Raw genomic sequence first — 18,926 nt, forward strand, 5'->3', positions numbered from 1 at the left:
AGTGTTATCTAAAGAAATATAACACGCTCCACCGCCCCTGACCCCAATGGATTTTATGTGAACTGTCTGCTGAGAGTCACAGGTTTATGCACAGTAATCTTCTTTTTGTGAATCGAAATCATCTTTTTCTCACGCAGATCCCCTAATAATCTGGTAACTGTCACGCGCGTCGAACCAATTGCTTCTGCGATCGCTTGATGAGATAACTTCAAATCAATTGTGATCCCATCTGCACAAGGAATGCCAAAGTCACGACAGAGAATCAGTAAAAAACTAATCAACCTCGAACCCATGTCTCGGTGCGCTAAGGTTTCAATCATCATCTCTGTTTGCAAAATCCGCGAAGATAAACCCCGCAGCATCAACATTGATAATTCAGGATTTTCCTTGAGTGCTTGCTCTACTTGTTCAATTGGTGCAGACAGCAATTCTACTGGGGTAAATGCCACCGCATGGTAAAACCGATCAGATTTATTGCCCGTCAATAAAGACAGAACGCCAAAAACGCTATTTTCCCGCAATAGTGCAACTGTAATTTCTTCTCCTGCCTCATACACCCTGGAAAGCTTGACTGCGCCTTTCAAAAGAAAATAAACTCGTTCGGCAGGATCGCCAGGAAAAAAGATCGTTTTATTTCGTTCAAACGTTTCGACAACTGGTGGAAAAGCTCCAGTTGCCATCTGGCGAAAAACATTTGCTAGGGCCTTATCTTGTGTCACGATCATCTCCCTTCCCCTACCCAATGCCGGAATAACAAAAAAGTGAAAACTAATTACCTAAGAATACACCTGAAAAATCAATAAAGCACCGTTAACCTTGCTGTACTTTACTATACTTAAACCCATAACTTCATAGTTATTTGTTTATAATGATACCTAATTTCTGCTATTTTTAGCTAGCAGTTCTTGATAGATACTTCTGCTTGCTATAACCATCAGGTTTTTTCTCTAAAAACTTAAGTAATCTTGAGAATTTCTTAAGGAATAATATGTATTTTAAATCAAAAAAACACATTTACTAATTATTATTTTTGCCCATCATGTATAAAACAAATACAAACGTGCCTCAGATTCTAGTATGCTCATGAAGGCAGGAGTCAGGAGGTAGGGTGCAGGAGGCAAGAGGTAAAAGGTAAAAGAAAACAATACCTAATCCGCAGTTCCTTATCCCCAGTCACTAGTCCCCAGCCACCAGTCACCAGTCCCTAGCCTCTATTTTCATAAATCGCTTACATCAAGGGTTTCTATGCTGAATCTGAATGGAAAAAACGCTCTGGTAACGGGTATTGCCAATAACCGCTCTATTGCTTGGGGGATTGCCCAACAACTACACGCGGCAGGAGCGAATCTCGGCATTACCTATCTACCAGATGAAAGGGGCAAAATGGAGAAGAAAGTTGCTGAACTAGTAGAACCTCTCAACCCCAGTTTATTTGTTCCCTGTAATGTCCAAAACGACGAACAGATTCAATCTACCTTTGAGACAATCCGCGACAAGTGGGGACGACTAGATATTCTGATTCATTGTTTGGCCTTTGCTAACAAAGATGATTTAACTGGAGATTTTAGCCAAACTTCTCGTTCTGGCTTTGCTACAGCTTTAGACATTAGTACCTATTCACTTGTGCAGTTAAGTGGTGCAGCCAAACCATTAATGACAGAGGGGGGAAGTATCATTACCCTGACATATTTGGGTGGCGTGAGGGCAATTCCTAACTACAACGTTATGGGTGTGGCTAAGGCAGGATTAGAAGCTAGTGTGCGTTATTTAGCATCTGAACTCGGCCCTCAAAATATTCGCGTTAATGCCATCTCTGCGGGGCCTATCCGCACCTTAGCATCTAGTGCTGTTGGTGGCATCTTAGATATGATTCACCATGTCGAAGCCGTCGCTCCTTTGCGGCGTACTGTCACCCAAACAGAAGTAGGTAACACGGCGGCTTTCTTGGCTAGCGATTTATCTAGCGGTATCACAGGACAAGTCCTGTACGTGGATTCAGGATACGAAATCATGGGAATGTAATACGATTTGGGAAAGGGGCATATAAATTCAAAATTCAAAATACTCTACGAGAAGCAAGCTACAAAATTCAAAATTGTACTCCTCTGGAGAAGCAAGCTACGCGCTAGCGTCACGCAGTGAATAACTTGTGTCCCCAATCCCCAATCCCCAGCTTTTCAATGAGTGGATTTTAGATTATTCAATCCAAAATCTAAAATCCGTCTTGAAAAGTTTCCTACGGCGGGAAACCCGCCTACAGAACTTTCCGCAAAATCTAAAATTCCTAGTCCCCAGTTCCCAACCTCTATGCAAATCAGCGATTATCCCCAAGTTAATTTCTCCTCATCCTCTCGCGTTGCCTCAGTACATCGCACTACTGGTGAAACTGATGTGCAAGTTACTATCAACCTAGATGGTAGTGGCATTTGCCAAGCTGCCACAGGGATTCCGTTTTTGGATCATATGTTGCATCAAATTTCCTCTCACGGCTTGATTGATTTGGATGTCAAAGCCAAAGGTGACTGGGAGATTGACGACCACCACACTAATGAAGATGTAGGCATTACCCTAGGACAAGCTTTGCATAAGGCATTAGGCGACAGAAAAGGCATTGTCCGCTTTGGTAATTTTTTAGCCCCTTTAGATGAAGCTTTAGTACAGGTTGCGCTAGACTTTTCTGGTCGCCCTCACCTGAGCTATGGTTTAACAATTCCTACCCAACGAGTGGGGACTTATGACACGCAATTGGTGCGAGAATTTTTTGTGGCGTTAGTCAACCACAGCCAAATGACACTCCACATTCGCCAGTTAGATGGAATCAATTCCCACCACATCATCGAAGCGACGTTTAAAGCATTCGCTAGGTCTGTACGCATGGCGGTAGAAGTTGATCCCCGTCGCGCTGGTACTATTCCCAGTTCTAAGGGAGTGCTTTGATTCAGAAAACAGGGGTATAGGGGAGACAACAAAGAATTCTCATAACCCCTAATTCCTCATTCCCAAAATTTGCAACAATTAACACACTTGTAACCGATCGCGGTTATCCTATTGGGTAACTTGTTACCAACGCTGTGTTAATTAAACTCAAATGAAGTCTGTTAAAGACACTGCTGATGCTCAACTAGCTACTATAGATACCCCGCCAGTAGTCATTACTTCTGATTTAAGAAAGGTCTATCGCACTGGCTTTTGGATGAATCAACAGGTTGTCTCCCTCAAAGGCTGTTCTTTAACGGTTTATCAGGGGGAAACTTTTGGTTTACTGGGGCCGAATGGTGCAGGGAAGACAACGCTGTTAAAACTATTGCTGGGAATTATCCGGCCTACGGCTGGCAAAGGTTTATTGTTGGGTCAACCTTTAGGCGATCGCAACGTCAAGCAGAACATTGGCTATTTAAGTGAAAACCCTTACTTGTATGAGTATCTCACAGGCTGGGAGTTTTTGCAGTTAGCCGCCGGATTATTCCAAATTCCCGCTAATGTGCAACGCCAACGCATTCCACACTTACTAGATTTAGTGGGTTTATCAGTAGCTGATGCACGCAAAAAACAGATGCGTCGCTACTCCAAAGGGATGTTACAACGTGTGGGTATGGCGCAGGCATTAATTAACGATCCAGAATTAATATTTCTAGATGAACCGATGTCAGGACTAGATCCCCTCGGACGCTACCGGATGCGGGAAATTATCTTGTCCCTCAAAGCCGCCGGCAAGACGATTTTTTTTAACAGCCATATTCTCAGTGAAGTCGAACAAATTTGCGATCGCATCGCTATTCTTTCTCAAGGCGAATTAATCTGTATCGGTTCTCTAGGAGAACTATTAGGCAGAGATGAAACATATCATGTCAAAGGTGAAGGCGGTGATTTGTCAATCCTCAAAAAATGGCTACCGAGTATAGTATTTGAGCCTGATGGTTCTTGGCATGGGACACTACAAGCCGATTACTATGACTTTCTAGGTAGTTTGCGCTTGATGGGTGGAAAAGTTATTTCGATACATCTATCTCGTCAATCATTAGAGGAGTTTTTTATCCAACAGATCAGTCAAATAAATCATGTCGTTAAATAGTACATAACAGCGAACTTTAAGATACCATCTTCAATAGCTAAAAATCCGAGAAATCAAGGTTTATTATTTTGCTTGCTTGTAATAATATGCTTTATGTTTATTTTCCAGGGTCATGGAAATATATAACTTTAGATAGGTTTACAAATTACTAATTAAAAATATGATATTTGTCACTTTGTTCTGCATTTATTGACACAATAATAACTGCCAATATGCACTAATAATGTTGCTTAATCATGAGAAATGTTAGTGTTTTTTGCTACTTTTTTTTAAACTACATCAAATAGGGTAACGCTATAAATGAACTATAGTATTTCCATCAGTTATTCTTGCAGCTAAGTTTACTAAAAATTCAAAAATATTTTCCGGGAAAGATAGCTTTTTCAGGAAAATAAGATTGTCGGGAAACCTAAATACTTAAGTATAGTCAAGATTAAAATGTTTAGACAATACTTTACCACTTGTAGTCTCAGAGTCTAAGGTAAATATGGTTAACATAGGTTCGCTGAAATTTTTCACCCAGCCAGCTGTGGGTGCAGCTTTATTAACAGCTGCTCATCTCATTCTGCCTTCTGCCAGTTTAGCTCAGGGACAATCAGTATCTCCTAATTCACAAACAATACCTGCAACTAGAGCGCAAGTAGTTCCTAATTCCCAACCCGTATCTCCGCAAATACAACAACCAAATACAAATTATCTATTAGGCGGCGGAGACCTAATCCGTGTAAATGTCTTTGAAGTACCCGAATATACGGGTGAATACCAAATTCCTCCAGGTGGAGCTATTAACCTACCTTTAATTGGTAGTGTTTCTGTTCAGGGTTTCACCACTGAACAAGCTGCTGATATCATCACCGAAAAATACCGGAAGTTTCTGAAACGTCCGCAGATTTCTATCAATCTTTTATCCCCCCGTCCTATTAATATTCTGGTTGCCGGAGAAGTCACTCGTCCAGGTGCTTACACTTTGAGTTTGGCAGGAGGTGCCGGTAACAATCCTGGAGTACAATACCCAACTGTATTAGCTGCATTGACTACAGCTCAAGGCGTTACTTTGGCAGCAGATGTCACCCAAGTTCAGCTCAAGCGTAAAACAACAGGTGCTGGTGAGCAACTTGTGACTCTCAATCTCAAGCAACTCATTGAAACAGGCGATACAGCCCAAGATATTACCTTAAGGGATGGTGATGTCATAGTTGTACCAACAGCAACTTCCTTTAATATTGCAGGCGCTCGCAATCTATTTGCTGCTAACTTTGCAGCTAGCCAAACTGCACCGCGCACAGTCGCAGTAATTGGTGAAGTATATCGTCCAGGTTCTTATCTTGTCTCGGCAGGTTCAACAGATGCACAAAATGCTGGAGCAGCTGGCTCTGGTCTGCCTAATCTGACACGAGCAATTCAATTAGCTGGTGGAATTACATCCCAAGCAGATATTCGTAATATCAAGCTACGCCGACCTACAAGAACAGGTACAGAACAAACTGTAGATATCAATCTTTGGCAACTTTTGCAGGGTGGCGATGTCAATCAAGACGTGATTGTCCAAGATGGAGATACGATTGTGATTCCCACAGCCACCGAGATTACTCCAGCAGAAGCTACTCAATTAGCTACCACTACTTTATCTCCAGCCAGAATTCAAGTTGGTGTAGTCGGTGAAGTTAAACGAGCCGGTGCGGTAGAATTACAACCTAATAGCTCTTTGAACCAAGCAATACTAGCAGCTGGTGGGTTCAATGATGCTAGAGCGCGTAAGGGTACTGTAGAGTTGATTCGCCTCAACGCTAATGGTTCAGTTACTAAGCGTGATGTAAAAGTTGATTTCAACCAAGGAATTAACGAGGAAACTAATCCCATTCTCCGCAACAATGATGTTGTCGTAGTTAACCGCTCTGGTATAGCTCAAGCTGGTGATGGTCTCAACATCGTAGCTGGGCCTCTAGGTATTATCGTTAATCTTTTCAGATTGTTCGGGTTTTAAGTTTATATATCTAGGTTTTGTTAAATTTAGGGGTAGGATGGGTTGAACAAAATCAAACCCATCCTACCTTTTTGACTTTCATCAGAGTCATAAAAGAGGAGTAGAAAAGCAAACTCTGGAGAGGGCTTGTTTAAATTTGCCTAACTTAAGTTATTTTAGTTACAAACTCAAAACATTAGACTTAAATATAAAACATGGTATTACCATGTCCTTTAAACTAAAATCTCCTTAAAAGCTAATAGGAGCATATATGGAGCCAATTATTGCTGTAGTCTTAGCACTTATAGCTTATGCCTTAGGATCTGCCAAAATTATCAACGAAGGGAATGCCGCCTTAGTAGAACGCTTGGGAAGGAAACATCGCACACTGACGCCAGGGTTGAACTTTGTAGTACCTCTGGTGGATCAAGTTGTGATGGAAGATACTACGCGAGAACAGTACATAGATATCAAACCACAAAATGTCATCACTAAAGATAATATCTACTTAGAAGTTGATGCTGTATTGTTCTGGAAAATAAAAAATATTGAGAAAAGCTTTTATGAGATTGAAGACTTGCAAGGTTCACTCACACAGCTAGCCACAACTACACTCCGAGAAATTATTGCCCAGAACACTGTAGAAGAGACTAATGTGACAAGAGCAGAGATGGATAAAGCCATCTTAGACCAGTTGAATAACACTACAGCCGATTGGGGAGTTGAGATTATCCGATTAGATATTCAAAGAATTACACCACCGGAGAGTGTACGCAAGTCAATGGAAGAGGAGCGAGCGGCGGAAATCAAAAAACGGGCATTAATTACTGAAGCAGAAGCCGAGAGGCAAGCTGCCATTAAGAAAGCAGAAGGAACTATGACTTCCATCCAGATAATTGCTGAAGGGTTACGTAGCAATCCTGAAACTAAAGAAATTTTGCGTTATTTAGTAGCGCAAGATTATATAAATGCTAGCTATAGGCTGGGAGAAAGTCCAAATGCCAAAGTTGTGTTTGTAGATCCTGGCAAATCAGGCGAATTAATGAAAGAAATGGTTGCTGAAACAGTTAACACTGAGGGTAATGGTAAAAATATTGAACATGGTTAAGTCTGTGTGAACATAGAGCTTGGGGACTGTACCTGAAAGATTTTGATTGATTCCCTCATTCTGTGGTTCTTGATAGCAGCTGCACAAGACGGCGCACCAACTGCTAAGAATTAAAGAAACACCTCTTTTTCTCCCATCCTGTCCCCTCTTAACTATCCCCTCTGTTCTTCGCTCGAAAGATGGCATCAGCAACTAGAGATACATCGCGCATTTCTTGAATATCATGAACTCGGAGGATCTCTGCACCATTCAAGATAGCCGCACAACACGCTGCGGCCGTTCCCCAAACTCTGGCTTGCGGATCTGGTTGATTTAAAATCCGACCGATAAAACTTTTGCGGGATACCCCCACTAAGATAGGACAATTAAGCGATCGCAATAAACCCAAGCGGCGCAGAATTTCTAGATTTTGCTCATAGTTCTTAGCAAAACCAATACCGGGGTCAATAATGATTTTTTCGCGATTGATGCCCAAATCTGTAGCTATTGTGATCTGTTGAGTTAAAAAACTAGAAATTTCTTCTACAACATCCTGATAATCAGTCATTTGTTGCATCGTCTGGGGTGTCCCTCGGATGTGCATCAACACAATTGGTACACCTAAACTAGCTACTGTGGGCAACATTTCGTGATCAAATGTGCCGCCAGAAATATCATTAATAATATCTGCCCCAGCTTCAACAGAAGCTTTAGCGACAGCAGCCCTAGTTGTATCTACGGATATAGGTACAGAAATGTTTGACCGTAATACCTGTAATACTGGCAGTACCCGATTTAGTTCTGCTTCTGGGCTGATTTGCTGTGCGCCGGGTCTAGTTGATTGACCTCCCACATCAATGATATCAGCACCAGCCGCCACCAAAGCCTCCGCCTGGGATAGAGCCGCCGCAGGAGTATTAAATTTACCACCATCACTAAAACTATCAGGTGTCACATTCAAGACACCCATTAAATAAGTACGCTGTCCCCACTCGAAACAGCGATCGCGTATTACTAACTTGCTACACATATAAAATTAGTCAATAGTCAATAGTCAATCGTGATTTAAACACAGACTAATGACTATGGACTATTGACGCTGCAAAGGGGTTAATGATAGTTGACAATGCGGGCAAAACTGGCAGGTTCTAAACTTGCTCCGCCGACAAGTACACCATCGATTTCTGGTTGCGCCATAATCTCATCGATGTTATTTGGCTTCACTGAACCACCATATTGAATTGGGACATCAGGATTTTTTAACTCGCTGCGAATCAAGCCAATGACTCGATTAGCTTCTGTCGCTTCGCAAGTGTCGCCAGTACCAATTGCCCAAATCGGTTCGTAAGCAATCACCAAAGTTTCCTGATCAACATCAACTAAGTCTTTTTCGAGTTGGCTAATAATCAGTGATTCAGTTTCCCCAGCGTCTCGTTGTTGTTTGGTTTCACCTACACAAAGAATGGGGGTTAAACCATATTTTTGGGCAGCTTTCAGGCGTAAATTCACGGTTTCGTCCGTTTCACCAAAGAATTGCCGCCTTTCACTGTGACCGACAATCACATAACGTACACCAAGTTCTACCAACATGGGGCCTGAAATTTCACCAGTGTACGCCCCACTTTCCTCCCAGTGGACATTTTGTGCTCCCAGTTGTACAAGGCTACCATGTAAACTCTTGGACAAAACGCTCAGGTCAGTGAAAGGAGGACATAAGACCACTTCCCGCCCTGGAGGCGTTTCTTGTAAGGACGGCAGAAACCCTGTTAAAAACTCTTGTGATTCTGCCTGGATTTTAAACATTTTCCAGTTACCGGCAATAACGATTTTCCGCACAGGTGATTTAGTCAAGTTCTTAACGCTACTAGATGCACTTTTCACTCTACTACTTTTTCGGATCAACCGATGCAATGGTTCAAGATTGCGGTGATGAGATAGTACAAGGTGAGTTAGGCGGGGTGACTTGATTGTGATAATAGGTTAGAGGTTCAATTCATCAAATAGCGATCGCGAATAAGTATATGGTGGATCTCCAATCACGGATGGATATCACACAGATATCTTTGTGGGGTAAAAAGGGCTTTCCAAAGGTTAAGAAAAACTACCGTGCAGTGGAATATAAAACCTCTGGATGGAAACTTTCACCAAATCAGGAAAGCCATCACATTTTCAGGCAAAAAGTGTATACAGACTCTGACATACTCCCACACTGATGCAAGCATACAGTGTGGGTTTCTAAGCCATTCCCTACGCGAACGGAGACACTGAGCTTTGTTTTAAGCTTACAGAAACAGACTCTTAGCTAGCAATACTTCTAGGCACACCTTCTAAAGCTTCATTTTCAGTTTCAAAAATTTCAAACACTGTATCCATCATTGTCACTTCAAATACAAGTTTTGCCTCTGGATGAACATTGCAAATACGGAAACTGCCCTTGACTTTATCCGCATCACGCATACCAGCGACCAAAGATGTAAGACCTGAGCTATCGATAAAATTTACTTGGCCAAGATTCACCACCACATGACGGCTGAGTTTAGAAATACATTCCTGTAACTTCAGGCGAAATTGCCAAGCTGTGGTGATATCTAAGCGACCTGCTGGGGTCAAGATAATAACTGTATTACCATCTTGAGTTGTATAAGTTGTTTGTTCTATTTGAATCACTAAGCCCCCTGTGGCACTCATCTTAAAATTTACTGTGGCTAAGTTATACCAATTCGTAATTCTTAAGGGCTGCGCCCCGCTACGCTTTAAGCGCAGCTATGCCGCAGGCTTTACGTCAATCGTAACAGCCTAGAGCTTCGCGTAGCGTCCCGTAGCGAAGGCTTTCGCCTACGTAATTAAAGAAGGTAAGATCAAACCTGGGTTTCCAGAGTTGTATCTGTTGCCTTTTCTTGGTGAATTGGTACTAGTCCTGGAATTGATGAATCACATATCAGTCTGATAAACAATGATACTACTCTAGAAAAAGTAGTAAATTATTTAACCCACCAACTACAGGACTATCTAGTGCTGAAACTTGAATTTAACAAGATACAGCTAAATTTGTCACCTTTTTTTGTACTAGGTGCTTACTTTTAGTAGTTTAACTCACCAAATCTGTGCTGAGTAACCCGTGAAAAGTACTTAGTCCACGAGACAAAATTATTTTGACTTCATTATTGATGAGTTGAGAATTACGCAAGGCAAGTAACTATTCCACAGGGTTAAAACAATTCGCAACGATGCTTTGCCTCGCTACGTTGGCGTAGCCTCTGTCTACGACACGCTTCGCATACCCTTCGGGGTTCGCGGTAGCGTTGCGTAGCTTGCTTTGCTACACAACGCTAACACAGGGAACGTAGAGAAGATGGCAATTCGCAATGGGCTTCTGTCAGAGTTGCGATAGCGAAGATTCCGCTCCGCTAACAGCACTTTCAACTCAGCATTTTTCATTTGGTTGCCAGTTGATCCAATCTTGGGGTTTGAGAAATGTCTTATACAATTCTGCTTCAGGGGTATTAGGTTCTGGTTGATAACCGTATTCCCAACGCACCAAAGGTGGTAAAGACATCAAAATCGATTCTGTACGTCCATTGGTTTGTAAGCCAAAGATTGTGCCTCGGTCGTAAACTAAGTTAAATTCGACGTATCTACCCCGACGGTAGAGTTGAAAATTGCGTTCGCGATCGCCATATTCTATCCCATGACGACGTTCAACGATGGGTACATAAGCGGGTAAAAATGCTCTACCAGAACCTTGAATAAAACCAAACAAATCTTCCCAATTGCGTTGTGCTGGTACTCCTACTTGGTTACTGTAGTCGGCTGCATTCCCTTTGGGATTAGGGCCACGATACAAAACTCCTTGGCCATCTTGGTAATCAAAAAATAACCCACCTATACCTCTGTTTTCGTCTCGATGCTTGAGGTAAAAATATTCGTCACACCAGCGTTTAAAGACTGGGTAATACTCTGGGTGATGTTGATCACAAGCCTGCTTTAATGTGTTGTGGAAGTGGGCAGCATCTTCCGCAAAGGGATAATAGGGTGTTAAGTCAGCACCACCACCAAACCACCACACAGGGCCGGCTTCAAAATAGCGGTAATTGAGGTGAACAGTTGGTACATAAGGGTTACGGGGATGTAACACCAGGGATGTACCAGTAGCATAAAAGCCATGTCCTTCTGCTTCTGGACGCTGGGCTAAAATTGAAGGAGGCAGATGAGAACCCCAAACTTCAGAAAAATTTACACCTGCTTGTTCAAATATTGCACCATCACGCAGTACACGCGATCGCCCGCCACCACCCTCCGGACGTTCCCAACTATCTTCCTGAAACGTACCCACGCCATCCAGTGCTGCTAGTGCTTGTGTAATTTCATCTTGTAACTGTTTCATAAAATGACTGACACGTGCCTTAGCATCAGTCACTGGTAAAGACGGAGATAATTTTGCTTCTACAGTTGGAGTGTGCGAATTAGTTACCATGAGATTCCCGAAACTAAATTATATTTTCCAAAACAGCCACAAATTTTCATTCTAAAAATTTGTGGGCAGCATGAGCCAAAAATGAGACTCAACTTGCCCAAACAGTCTTTTGCTTGTGAAACATTTAATTTACATGATCAATGGGCATGACTAGAATTATTTTCCCTCAAATGCGTATAGGCTTGTATATTGACTAAATTTTTGTTGTACTTCTTGATGGGAACATTCTGGTGCATTAGTCTACAAACATCTTAAGTGCTGAGTGCTGTTAGCGGTAGCGGGGCGTTTAGCCCGTGCTGAGTTTTGAGAGTTAAGTGTTGAGTGCTATTAGTTCAGAGTAGCTGACTATGCCAGAGTTACCAGCAAGCTTGTAGCGAGGAAGATTAGGCAAATGAGAGCTTGGTTATCCAAATTTATCCACCGCAAACACCGTCGGTTTTGCGTTTCTCTGGTACGGACATATCGAGAAATTAGTTCTGCTTCTGTAGACGATCTCTGGCAAAAGGTCGTTGACTTAAGGGATGTTTCCTGGCACCCACTATTAAAAAGTACCAACGTTCCCTATGGATTAGTACCTAAACCCGGATTAATTTACCAAGCAGTAACACGCTTTTCACCAATTCCGATTAGAATTTTTGTGGAGCGAGTCAACCCTAGAGAATTGCTGAGTATTAGAGTTATGGCAATTCCTGGCGTAGAAGAACGAATTACTTACCAAGTAGAATCAACGGTTTGTGGCACTTGTTTATCTTATTCCGTCACCTTAAGAGGCTGGTTATCGCCACTTATTTGGTCGTTTTCACGTCCCTACGCGGATCGTGTGGCACGTTCTCTAGTGGAAGCTGTAGAAAAAGCAGCATTGCAAGCAGTATCAGGACAGAAAAAGCAAATTAAGGGGATTGGGGACTGAGAAGAGGCTGGGGTTGAGAGGGTTAGGGAAGTAGAGAAGACAAGGTAGACGTTTTTAGCCCAATACCCAATGCCCAATTCCTAATCTTTAATCACTAAAGAAAGTTAAGATTCTATTAGGTGATAATAAAAGTTTTTTAAATTTTGTTACGCCGATCGCAAAGAACACACTAAGCAATTACTGCTTTAGATTTCTTCATTTTGAATTTTGTAGCTTGCTTTTCGTAGAGTATTTTTAATTTTGAATTGTTATGTACGATGTCCTTGATGCTCAATCTGTTTTAGAAGTGTTGCGGCCAGTGCAAGATCCAGAACTACGAAAGAGTCTCGTAGAACTGAACATGATTCGCAACGTCAAAATCGAAGGTGGTAAGGTGAGCTTCACTTTGGTTTTAACCACACCCGCCTGTCCCCTAAGAGAATTTATTGTTGAAGACTGTGAAAAAGCAGTCAAAAAGCTGCCTGGTGTAACAAATGTCAGTGTAGATGTAACAGCAGAAACACCCCAACAAAAAAGCTTACCTGACCGTAATGGTGTTCCGGGAGTCAAAAATATTATTGCTGTCTCCAGTGGTAAAGGTGGTGTCGGTAAAAGTACGATCGCAGTCAATGTGGCTGTAGCATTGGCACAAACAGGTGCAAAAGTCGGCTTACTAGATGCGGATATCTATGGGCCTAATGACCCCACGATGCTCGGACTAGCCGATGCTCAAATTGTGGTTCGCTCCACAGATAAAGGCGAAGTTTTAGAACCTGCCTTTAATCATGGTGTCAAATTAGTCTCAATGGGCTTTCTGATTGACCGAGATCAGCCGGTGATTTGGCGCGGCCCCATGTTAAATGGAGTCATTCGCCAGTTCCTCTATCAGGTGCAATGGGGCGAATTAGACTATTTAATTGTGGATATGCCTCCAGGAACAGGTGATGCTCAGTTAACCTTAACTCAATCCGTACCAATGTCCGGGGCGGTAATTGTTACCACACCGCAAACTGTAGCACTGTTAGATTCCCGTAAAGGATTGCGGATGTTCCAGCAAATGAATGTGCCTGTATTGGGAATAATAGAAAACATGAGTTATTTTATTCCTCCCGATATGCCAGATAAACAGTACGATATCTTTGGCTCTGGTGGTGGTTCTAAAACCGCGGCCGAATTAGGAGTACCCTTGTTAGGCTGTGTCCCACTAGAAATTGCAACTAGAGTGGGTGGTGACAATGGCATACCGATAGTTATTGCTGATCCAGATTCAGTCTCAGCCAAAGCCCTAAAAGCGATCGCATTAACTATTGCTGGTAAAGTATCAGTTGCGGCTTTGACATAGTAAATTTTAATTTTGGTCTGATTCCTAGGCCATAACCTAGGAATACAGAGTTATTAATAGTCAATGGGAATTGGGTATTGGGCATGATTTAATTTCTCCATTGCCTATCTTCCTTACACCCTTACTCCCTACTCCCTATTTTCACAAAATAATTAAACCTCATACCTAAACGTTAAACTCACACAATGTTATTGAAACGTTCGCTCCCCAAAATTCGCTGGAAGTATTGGGTTAAGCCTTGGCAGCAAGTAGATTGGCTTTTATTTTTATTACCTGTTGGTGTCAGCATCTTTGGTGGACTGATGATCCTCAGTACCGAACTTAAGCAACCTGTTACAGACTGGTGGTGGCACTGGCTAGTTGCTGGTATTGGTACTTTAATAGCTGTGTTTATCGCCCGGTTTCGTTATGAAAACTTACTCCAGTGGCATTGGATAACATACGCACTCACTAACGTCAGTCTAATTGCAGTGATGATTGCCGGTACTAGTGCCAAAGGCGCACAACGATGGATCACCGTTGCTGGTTTTAATATCCAACCCTCAGAATTCGCCAAAATAGGGATAATCATTACATTAGCAGCTTTATTACACAAAACTACGGCGGCTACTCTACCCAACTTTTGCCGGGCTTTGGCATTTACTTCCCTACCCTGGTTATTAGTATTTACTCAACCTGATTTGGCAACATCACTAGTATTTGGATCAATAGTTTTAGGGATGTTGTATTGGGCTAATGCCAATCCGGGTTGGTTAATCTTGCTGATTTCTCCTGTAGTCGCAGCGATTTTATTTGGTATATCTTGGCCATTATCACAACCCCTAATAGTTTTTCACGAAATATCCTTGGGTCTTTTAGGTTTAATTTGGTCATTTGCGATGGGGATTATCGGTTGGCAAACTCTTCCTTGGCGGCGGTTTGGTATTAGTGGTATTGGTGCTTGGTCACTCAATATGCTAGGTGGTGAACTGGGGGTCTTCGCCTGGAATAATATTTTGAAAGAATATCAAAAAGACCGCCTGACAACCTTTCTACGCCCTGGACAGGATATATTAGGCGCAGGATATCATCAACATCAATCGCGCATTGCTATTGGTGCAGGTGAGATGTGGGGTTGGGGTTTGTTCAAAGGGCCAATGACACAACTGAATTTCGTCCCTGAACAGCATACAGATTTCATTTTCTCGGCGGTGGGTGAAGAATTTGGTTTTGTGGGATGTTTAGTGGTGTTATTTGTCTTCTGTTTGATTTGCTGGCGATTACTGCACGTCGCTCAAACAGCCAAAGATAATTTTGGTTCGTTGTTAGCGATCGGTGTTTTATCAATGATTGTGTTTCAGTTGATAGTAAATGTAGGTATGACCGTGGGTTTAGCACCTGTAGCGGGTATACCCCTCCCGTGGATGAGTTACGGTCGTTCTGCTATGCTGACTAATTTTATCGCTTTAGGAATAGTAGAATCGGTAGCAAATTTTCGCCAACAGCAGAAGTATTATTTTTGAGTTAATTGTCAATAGCCACTAGTTGAAACACCTAAATGTGAACTATTAGCTCTGGACTATGAACTAATCACAAGTATTAAGCTAGTAAAAGGAAATAACTGAGGAAATAGGTCATGATATTACCTGGAGCAACTGTTCGTGTCAAAAATCCCGCAGATACTTACTATCGCTATGAAGGATTAGTACAGCGTGTAAGTGATGGTAGAGTAGCTGTGTTGTTTGAAGGCGGTAACTGGGATAAAATTATTACCTTTCGCCTATCAGAACTCGAACAAGTAGAAATCACGACTGGCAAGAAAAAAGGAAAATAAATTAGTTAATAGTTATGAGTCAATAGTCATGAGTCATTATGAAAAGACTATTGACTCAGAACTCCCCACTCAGAACTCCCCACTCAGAACTCAGAACTCAGCACCGGCTAAACGCCGCGCTACCGCTAACACAACTCAGCACTCAGCACTCAGCACTCAGCACTCAGCACTCAGATGCGTCTTCCTCTACCACAGTTTGACACAGGCGATCGCCACCCTAACCACATAGCGGAGGTGATTGAAACTACTTCTACTGAATTTTTAGCACAGTGTTTAGAACCGGAAGACTTGAGCTTCCCATCTATGCCACCTTTTGGTAGTTGGGTACGGGCTGTGGATGAGGAGACAGGTAATCAAGTCTACGCTGTAGTGTATTATGCAACTACAATGCCTGTGGATTCTGTACACCGAGCAGTGGCTTTAGGTTTATCATTGCAAGATTTGCGTGAGGAACAACCCCAGATATTTGCCATGCTCAAAACAGAATTTCGGGCGGCGATCGTGGGATTTGAGAAGCCTTCCCCAATTTCAGGTGCTAACCAAAGAGTTTATCAGTATCTACCACCCCGTCCCCCCCAAATTCATCAAGCTGTTTATCGGTGTGAACCAGAATTAATAGTTAAGTTCACAGAAGAAATAGATTTTTTACGGACTTTACTGGCAATTAATGGCGCACCAGTGGAAGCTTTAACTGCTGCGGCGATTCGGGAGGTTTACCAGCTACGCAAAGCTGATCGTGAATGGCTAATTAAAGCCGGACGCACCCTTAGTGTACTGCTCAAAGACGATTACGATCGCCTAAGGTTCATTTTGAGCCAGATCCACCCATAGGCAGTTAGTTATAAAACAATTGCCTAGATAATCTAAGTTTCCAGTATGTTGATTTTTTAGGTGGCTTTTACTATTGTTGACGACTTTGGAAAATTACTAAAAGGTAATCATAGCTTCATCATTGCCCCCTCAACTCTTACCTATGGAACAAGCATTACCAGTTCTTGCTCTAGAAGCAACTACCCAAGTTCTGGGACAAGAACCGATTGTTCCCTTTGCTATTTTGCTGGTAGTCATCTTAGTCATACCCATCCTATTTGAGCGTCTGAAATTACCAGGACTATTTGGTTTAGTTTTCTCTGGATTAGTTCTTGGCCCATCAGGTTGGGATCTATTTCAAACCGAGTCATTGATGATTAATCTGCTAGCAGATATTGGTTTGGTTTATTTAATGTTTGTGGCAGGTTTAGAAGTAGAAATCGAGCAGTGGCGAAGGCAGAGGAAACGCGCATTAGGCTTTGGCTGCTTTACCTTCAGTGTGCCGTTTTTTCTAGGAACTTTTATAGGGAAAATTCTCAATTTTAACTGGCAAAATTCAATATTAATTGGCTCTCTATTTGCTTCTCATACTCTTTTAGCATATCCTCTGATCCGTCGCCTGGGTGTAATAAGTAATGAAGCTGTCACCACCACAATTGCAGCTACAGCTTTTACTGATGTTGGCGCACTTCTAATATTGGCCCTTTGTGTTGCCATATCACAGGCTGGAGTGTTTAGTTTAGCTAAAATATTCAGCTTATTGGGCTGCTTACTTGTTTACACAATTGTTATTTTGGTAGGCTTTGATTGGGCAGGTAAAGAATTTTTTCGCCGTTCAGGAGATGATGAAGGTAATAAGTTTTTGTTTGTGTTGTTGGCTGCCTTTTTAGCTGTGATGGGAACTCAATTTATTGGGGTAGAAAAAATTGTTGGCGCATTTTTAGCTGGTTTAGCAGTCAACGAAGTTGTCGGCGAAGGGCCAGTTAAAGAAAAAATAGTATTTATTGGTAATGTTTTATTTATCCCGATTTTTTTTGTTAATCTTGGGTTACTTATTGAACTGCCGAGTTTAATCAAGAATCCGGTTATATTCAAGTTATCTATTTTAGTTATTATCGGTTTGCTGGCTGGTAAATTTATTGCAGCTTGGTTAGCAAAACTTATATATCACTATAATTGGCAAGAAATGATCACAATGTGGTCATTATCAATCCCGCAGGTGGGTACAACATTAGCTGCAACGTTTGTAGGATATCGGGCTGGACTGTTACCACCAGAGTTTTTAAGTAGCTTTGTCATCTTGATGTTAGTAACATCTATTTTGGGGCCATGGATTACTAGTCGCACGGCTGTAGGTTTAACCCCTCAACCTGTCACCACCACAGTAGCTGTAACTTTGCCACCACAGCCACCAGAAGCACCCCGCACCCATACTTTTACGATAGTTGTACCTATTTATAATCCTCATACTCAGCAGTATTTGGTGGAAATGGCGGCATTATTAGCACGTCAGGCAAAAGGTAGAATTATTCCATTAGCGATCGCGACATCTGCGGCTCAGATGGATGCACCACAATTAGAATCTTCTCTGCAAAGAAGTGAGCATTTATTAGCAAAAGCCACAACCCAAAGTCAAGCTTTAGGTATAGAAGCAGAACCATTGCTGAGAATTGATGATGCCTTCGCACCCGGAATTAGCAGAGCCGCCCGTGAGCAAAAAGCCAATTTAATTGTCATGGGTTGGGGTAAACGCACAGGGTTAAGAGCGCGGTTATTTGGCAATGTTATTGATGGTGTACTTTGGGCATCTCACTGTCCGGTAGCAGTGACAAGGCTTGTAGATTCACCCCGCAAAATTCAACGCATCTTAGTACCATTAGAAAATCTTATTACCCCTGCATTACAGCCTGTGCAGTTTGCTCAGATGCTAGCAGAAGCTAATCAAGCCCAGGTGACAGTGTTGAATGTATGCGATCGCCGCACCAGTTCCAGCAAAATCGCAGCTCGGCGATCGCAACTTTCCCAGTTAGTATCTCAGTTATTTTTGGCAAATCCACCAGAAATTCAAATTATTGCTCATGAAAATTCTGCCCATGCTATCTTGCAAGCAACAAGACTATACGACTTAGTAGTGTTACCGTTTATACGTAATCGTACTAGTCCTAGTGGATTAGCTATTAGTGATGTAACAACTCAGCTAGTCAGACAAATCACCTGCTCAATTGTCATGTTGGGAGAACCGCAGCACCTACCAACAGGAATCACTGTGCCAATTCAAAATTCAAAATACTCCTCCGGAGTTCGCGGTAGCGTTGCGTAGCAAAGCAAGCTACAAAATTCAAAATTGAGAAAGTTCAGATGTCACAAGGGTTTCTGAGGAAAGGATCTGTTTTGGAATTTTAATCAATAGTCATAGGTTATTGGGCATTGGGTTTTTTCCTTCCTTTCCTGCTTTCCCCCTTTCCTCTTTTCTCCC

At 42.2% G+C, this 18,926-nt stretch carries 17 protein-coding genes and 1 pseudogene; 13 read left to right on the top strand and 5 right to left on the bottom strand.

The genetic code is table 11. From position 1 onward, the window contains the following. Positions 1–53: 53 nt before the first annotated feature. The gene (gene ntcA / locus VB693_RS26310) at positions 54–725 is read right to left on the bottom strand and encodes a global nitrogen regulator NtcA (protein WP_017321409.1); all 672 of its coding nucleotides are present in this window, start codon (positions 723–725) and stop codon (positions 54–56) included. Positions 726–1,245: 520 nt separating this feature from the next. On the opposite strand from ntcA, the gene fabI reads away from it, so the two are divergent. The 5 genes from fabI (at position 1,246) to VB693_RS26335 (ending at position 7,143) form a co-directional block, all read left to right on the top strand. After that, positions 1,246–2,022, top strand: coding sequence for an enoyl-ACP reductase FabI (gene fabI / locus VB693_RS26315; RefSeq protein ID WP_323268821.1), 777 nt, complete (start codon positions 1,246–1,248; stop codon positions 2,020–2,022). 285 nt (positions 2,023–2,307) lie between these two features. Further along, positions 2,308–2,937, top strand: coding sequence for an imidazoleglycerol-phosphate dehydratase HisB (gene hisB / locus VB693_RS26320; RefSeq protein WP_323268829.1), 630 nt, complete (start codon positions 2,308–2,310; stop codon positions 2,935–2,937). A gap of 151 nt (positions 2,938–3,088) precedes the next feature. Beyond that, on the top strand, positions 3,089–4,072 hold the full coding sequence (locus VB693_RS26325; protein WP_323268822.1) for an ABC transporter ATP-binding protein: 984 nt from the start codon (positions 3,089–3,091) through the stop codon (positions 4,070–4,072). 487 nt (positions 4,073–4,559) lie between these two features. Next, the gene (locus VB693_RS26330) at positions 4,560–6,056 is read left to right on the top strand and encodes an SLBB domain-containing protein (protein ID WP_323268823.1); all 1,497 of its coding nucleotides are present in this window, start codon (positions 4,560–4,562) and stop codon (positions 6,054–6,056) included. Between the two features lie 250 nt (positions 6,057–6,306). Further along, on the top strand, positions 6,307–7,143 hold the full coding sequence (locus tag VB693_RS26335) for an SPFH domain-containing protein (RefSeq protein WP_190705453.1): 837 nt from the start codon (positions 6,307–6,309) through the stop codon (positions 7,141–7,143). A gap of 148 nt (positions 7,144–7,291) precedes the next feature. On the opposite strand, the gene folP is transcribed toward VB693_RS26335, so the two are convergent. Together folP and tpiA are read right to left on the bottom strand one after the other, a co-directional pair. Beyond that, entirely contained in the window at positions 7,292–8,152 is an 861-nt protein-coding gene (folP, locus tag VB693_RS26340) for a dihydropteroate synthase (protein WP_323268824.1), read from the bottom strand. A gap of 80 nt (positions 8,153–8,232) precedes the next feature. Beyond that, positions 8,233–8,958 (bottom strand): triose-phosphate isomerase, encoded by a 726-nt coding sequence (tpiA, locus tag VB693_RS26345; protein ID WP_323268830.1) that lies wholly within the window; start codon positions 8,956–8,958, stop codon positions 8,233–8,235. Between the two features lie 233 nt (positions 8,959–9,191). On the opposite strand from tpiA, the pseudogene VB693_RS26350 reads away from it, so the two are divergent. Beyond that, positions 9,192–9,333 (top strand): annotated as a pseudogene (locus tag VB693_RS26350) (RNA-guided endonuclease TnpB family protein); the annotation flags it as partial. Between the two features lie 87 nt (positions 9,334–9,420). On the opposite strand, the gene VB693_RS26355 reads toward VB693_RS26350, so the two are convergent. Beyond that, positions 9,421–9,789, bottom strand: coding sequence for an STAS domain-containing protein (locus tag VB693_RS26355; RefSeq protein WP_190705517.1), 369 nt, complete (start codon positions 9,787–9,789; stop codon positions 9,421–9,423). A 757-nt stretch (positions 9,790–10,546) separates the two neighbouring features. Then, on the bottom strand, positions 10,547–11,596 hold the full coding sequence (gene hemF, locus VB693_RS26360) for an oxygen-dependent coproporphyrinogen oxidase (protein WP_190705448.1): 1,050 nt from the start codon (positions 11,594–11,596) through the stop codon (positions 10,547–10,549). A gap of 391 nt (positions 11,597–11,987) precedes the next feature. Here hemF and VB693_RS26365 point away from each other — a divergent pair, with 391 nt between their 5' ends. The 7 genes from VB693_RS26365 to VB693_RS26395 all read left to right on the top strand — a co-directional run bounded on the left by VB693_RS26365 (position 11,988) and on the right by VB693_RS26395 (position 18,770). Continuing rightward, on the top strand, positions 11,988–12,506 hold the full coding sequence (locus VB693_RS26365) for an SRPBCC family protein (protein ID WP_190705445.1): 519 nt from the start codon (positions 11,988–11,990) through the stop codon (positions 12,504–12,506). Between the two features lie 250 nt (positions 12,507–12,756). Further along, a complete protein-coding gene (locus VB693_RS26370) occupies positions 12,757–13,827 on the top strand; it encodes an Mrp/NBP35 family ATP-binding protein (RefSeq protein ID WP_323268825.1) in 1,071 nt (356 codons plus the stop codon). Positions 13,828–14,012: 185 nt separating this feature from the next. Further along, positions 14,013–15,329, top strand: coding sequence for a rod shape-determining protein RodA (rodA, locus tag VB693_RS26375; RefSeq protein WP_323268826.1), 1,317 nt, complete (start codon positions 14,013–14,015; stop codon positions 15,327–15,329). A 113-nt stretch (positions 15,330–15,442) separates the two neighbouring features. Beyond that, entirely contained in the window at positions 15,443–15,640 is a 198-nt protein-coding gene (locus tag VB693_RS26380; RefSeq protein WP_190705436.1) for an NAD(P)H dehydrogenase subunit NdhS, read from the top strand. Between the two features lie 28 nt (positions 15,641–15,668). Further along, the gene (locus tag VB693_RS26385; protein WP_323268827.1) at positions 15,669–15,869 is read left to right on the top strand and encodes a hypothetical protein; all 201 of its coding nucleotides are present in this window, start codon (positions 15,669–15,671) and stop codon (positions 15,867–15,869) included. Further along, positions 15,815–16,471 carry an HAS-barrel domain-containing protein gene (locus tag VB693_RS26390; RefSeq protein WP_190705514.1) on the top strand — a complete coding sequence of 219 codons (657 nt, stop codon included), beginning with the start codon at positions 15,815–15,817 and terminating at the stop codon, positions 16,469–16,471. Before VB693_RS26385 ends, VB693_RS26390 begins: the two co-directional genes overlap by 55 nt. Before the next feature lie 142 nt (positions 16,472–16,613). After that, a complete protein-coding gene (locus VB693_RS26395) occupies positions 16,614–18,770 on the top strand; it encodes a cation:proton antiporter (RefSeq protein WP_323268828.1) in 2,157 nt (718 codons plus the stop codon). The last annotated feature ends 156 nt before the right edge of the window (positions 18,771–18,926 follow it).

Source organism: Anabaena sp. UHCC 0399 (assembly GCF_034931465.1).
GTDB classification, from domain to species: Bacteria; Cyanobacteriota; Cyanobacteriia; order Cyanobacteriales; family Nostocaceae; genus Trichormus; species Trichormus minutissimus.

Excerpts from the sequence above, each read along its gene's own strand:
- ntcA (WP_017321409.1), bottom strand. The coding sequence starts at position 725 with ATGATCGTGACACAAGATAAGGCCCTAGCAAATGTTTTTCGCCAGATG.
- fabI (WP_323268821.1), top strand. The coding sequence starts at position 1,246 with ATGCTGAATCTGAATGGAAAAAACGCTCTGGTAACGGGTATTGCCAAT.
- hisB (WP_323268829.1), top strand. The coding sequence starts at position 2,308 with ATGCAAATCAGCGATTATCCCCAAGTTAATTTCTCCTCATCCTCTCGC.
- VB693_RS26325 (WP_323268822.1), top strand. The coding sequence starts at position 3,089 with ATGAAGTCTGTTAAAGACACTGCTGATGCTCAACTAGCTACTATAGAT.
- VB693_RS26330 (WP_323268823.1), top strand. The coding sequence starts at position 4,560 with ATGGTTAACATAGGTTCGCTGAAATTTTTCACCCAGCCAGCTGTGGGT.
- VB693_RS26335 (WP_190705453.1), top strand. The coding sequence starts at position 6,307 with ATGGAGCCAATTATTGCTGTAGTCTTAGCACTTATAGCTTATGCCTTA.
- folP (WP_323268824.1), bottom strand. The coding sequence starts at position 8,152 with ATGTGTAGCAAGTTAGTAATACGCGATCGCTGTTTCGAGTGGGGACAG.
- hemF (WP_190705448.1), bottom strand. The coding sequence starts at position 11,596 with ATGGTAACTAATTCGCACACTCCAACTGTAGAAGCAAAATTATCTCCG.
- VB693_RS26365 (WP_190705445.1), top strand. The coding sequence starts at position 11,988 with ATGAGAGCTTGGTTATCCAAATTTATCCACCGCAAACACCGTCGGTTT.
- VB693_RS26370 (WP_323268825.1), top strand. The coding sequence starts at position 12,757 with ATGTACGATGTCCTTGATGCTCAATCTGTTTTAGAAGTGTTGCGGCCA.
- rodA (WP_323268826.1), top strand. The coding sequence starts at position 14,013 with ATGTTATTGAAACGTTCGCTCCCCAAAATTCGCTGGAAGTATTGGGTT.
- VB693_RS26380 (WP_190705436.1), top strand. The coding sequence starts at position 15,443 with ATGATATTACCTGGAGCAACTGTTCGTGTCAAAAATCCCGCAGATACT.
- VB693_RS26385 (WP_323268827.1), top strand. The coding sequence starts at position 15,669 with ATGAGTCATTATGAAAAGACTATTGACTCAGAACTCCCCACTCAGAAC.
- VB693_RS26390 (WP_190705514.1), top strand. The coding sequence starts at position 15,815 with ATGCGTCTTCCTCTACCACAGTTTGACACAGGCGATCGCCACCCTAAC.
- VB693_RS26395 (WP_323268828.1), top strand. The coding sequence starts at position 16,614 with ATGGAACAAGCATTACCAGTTCTTGCTCTAGAAGCAACTACCCAAGTT.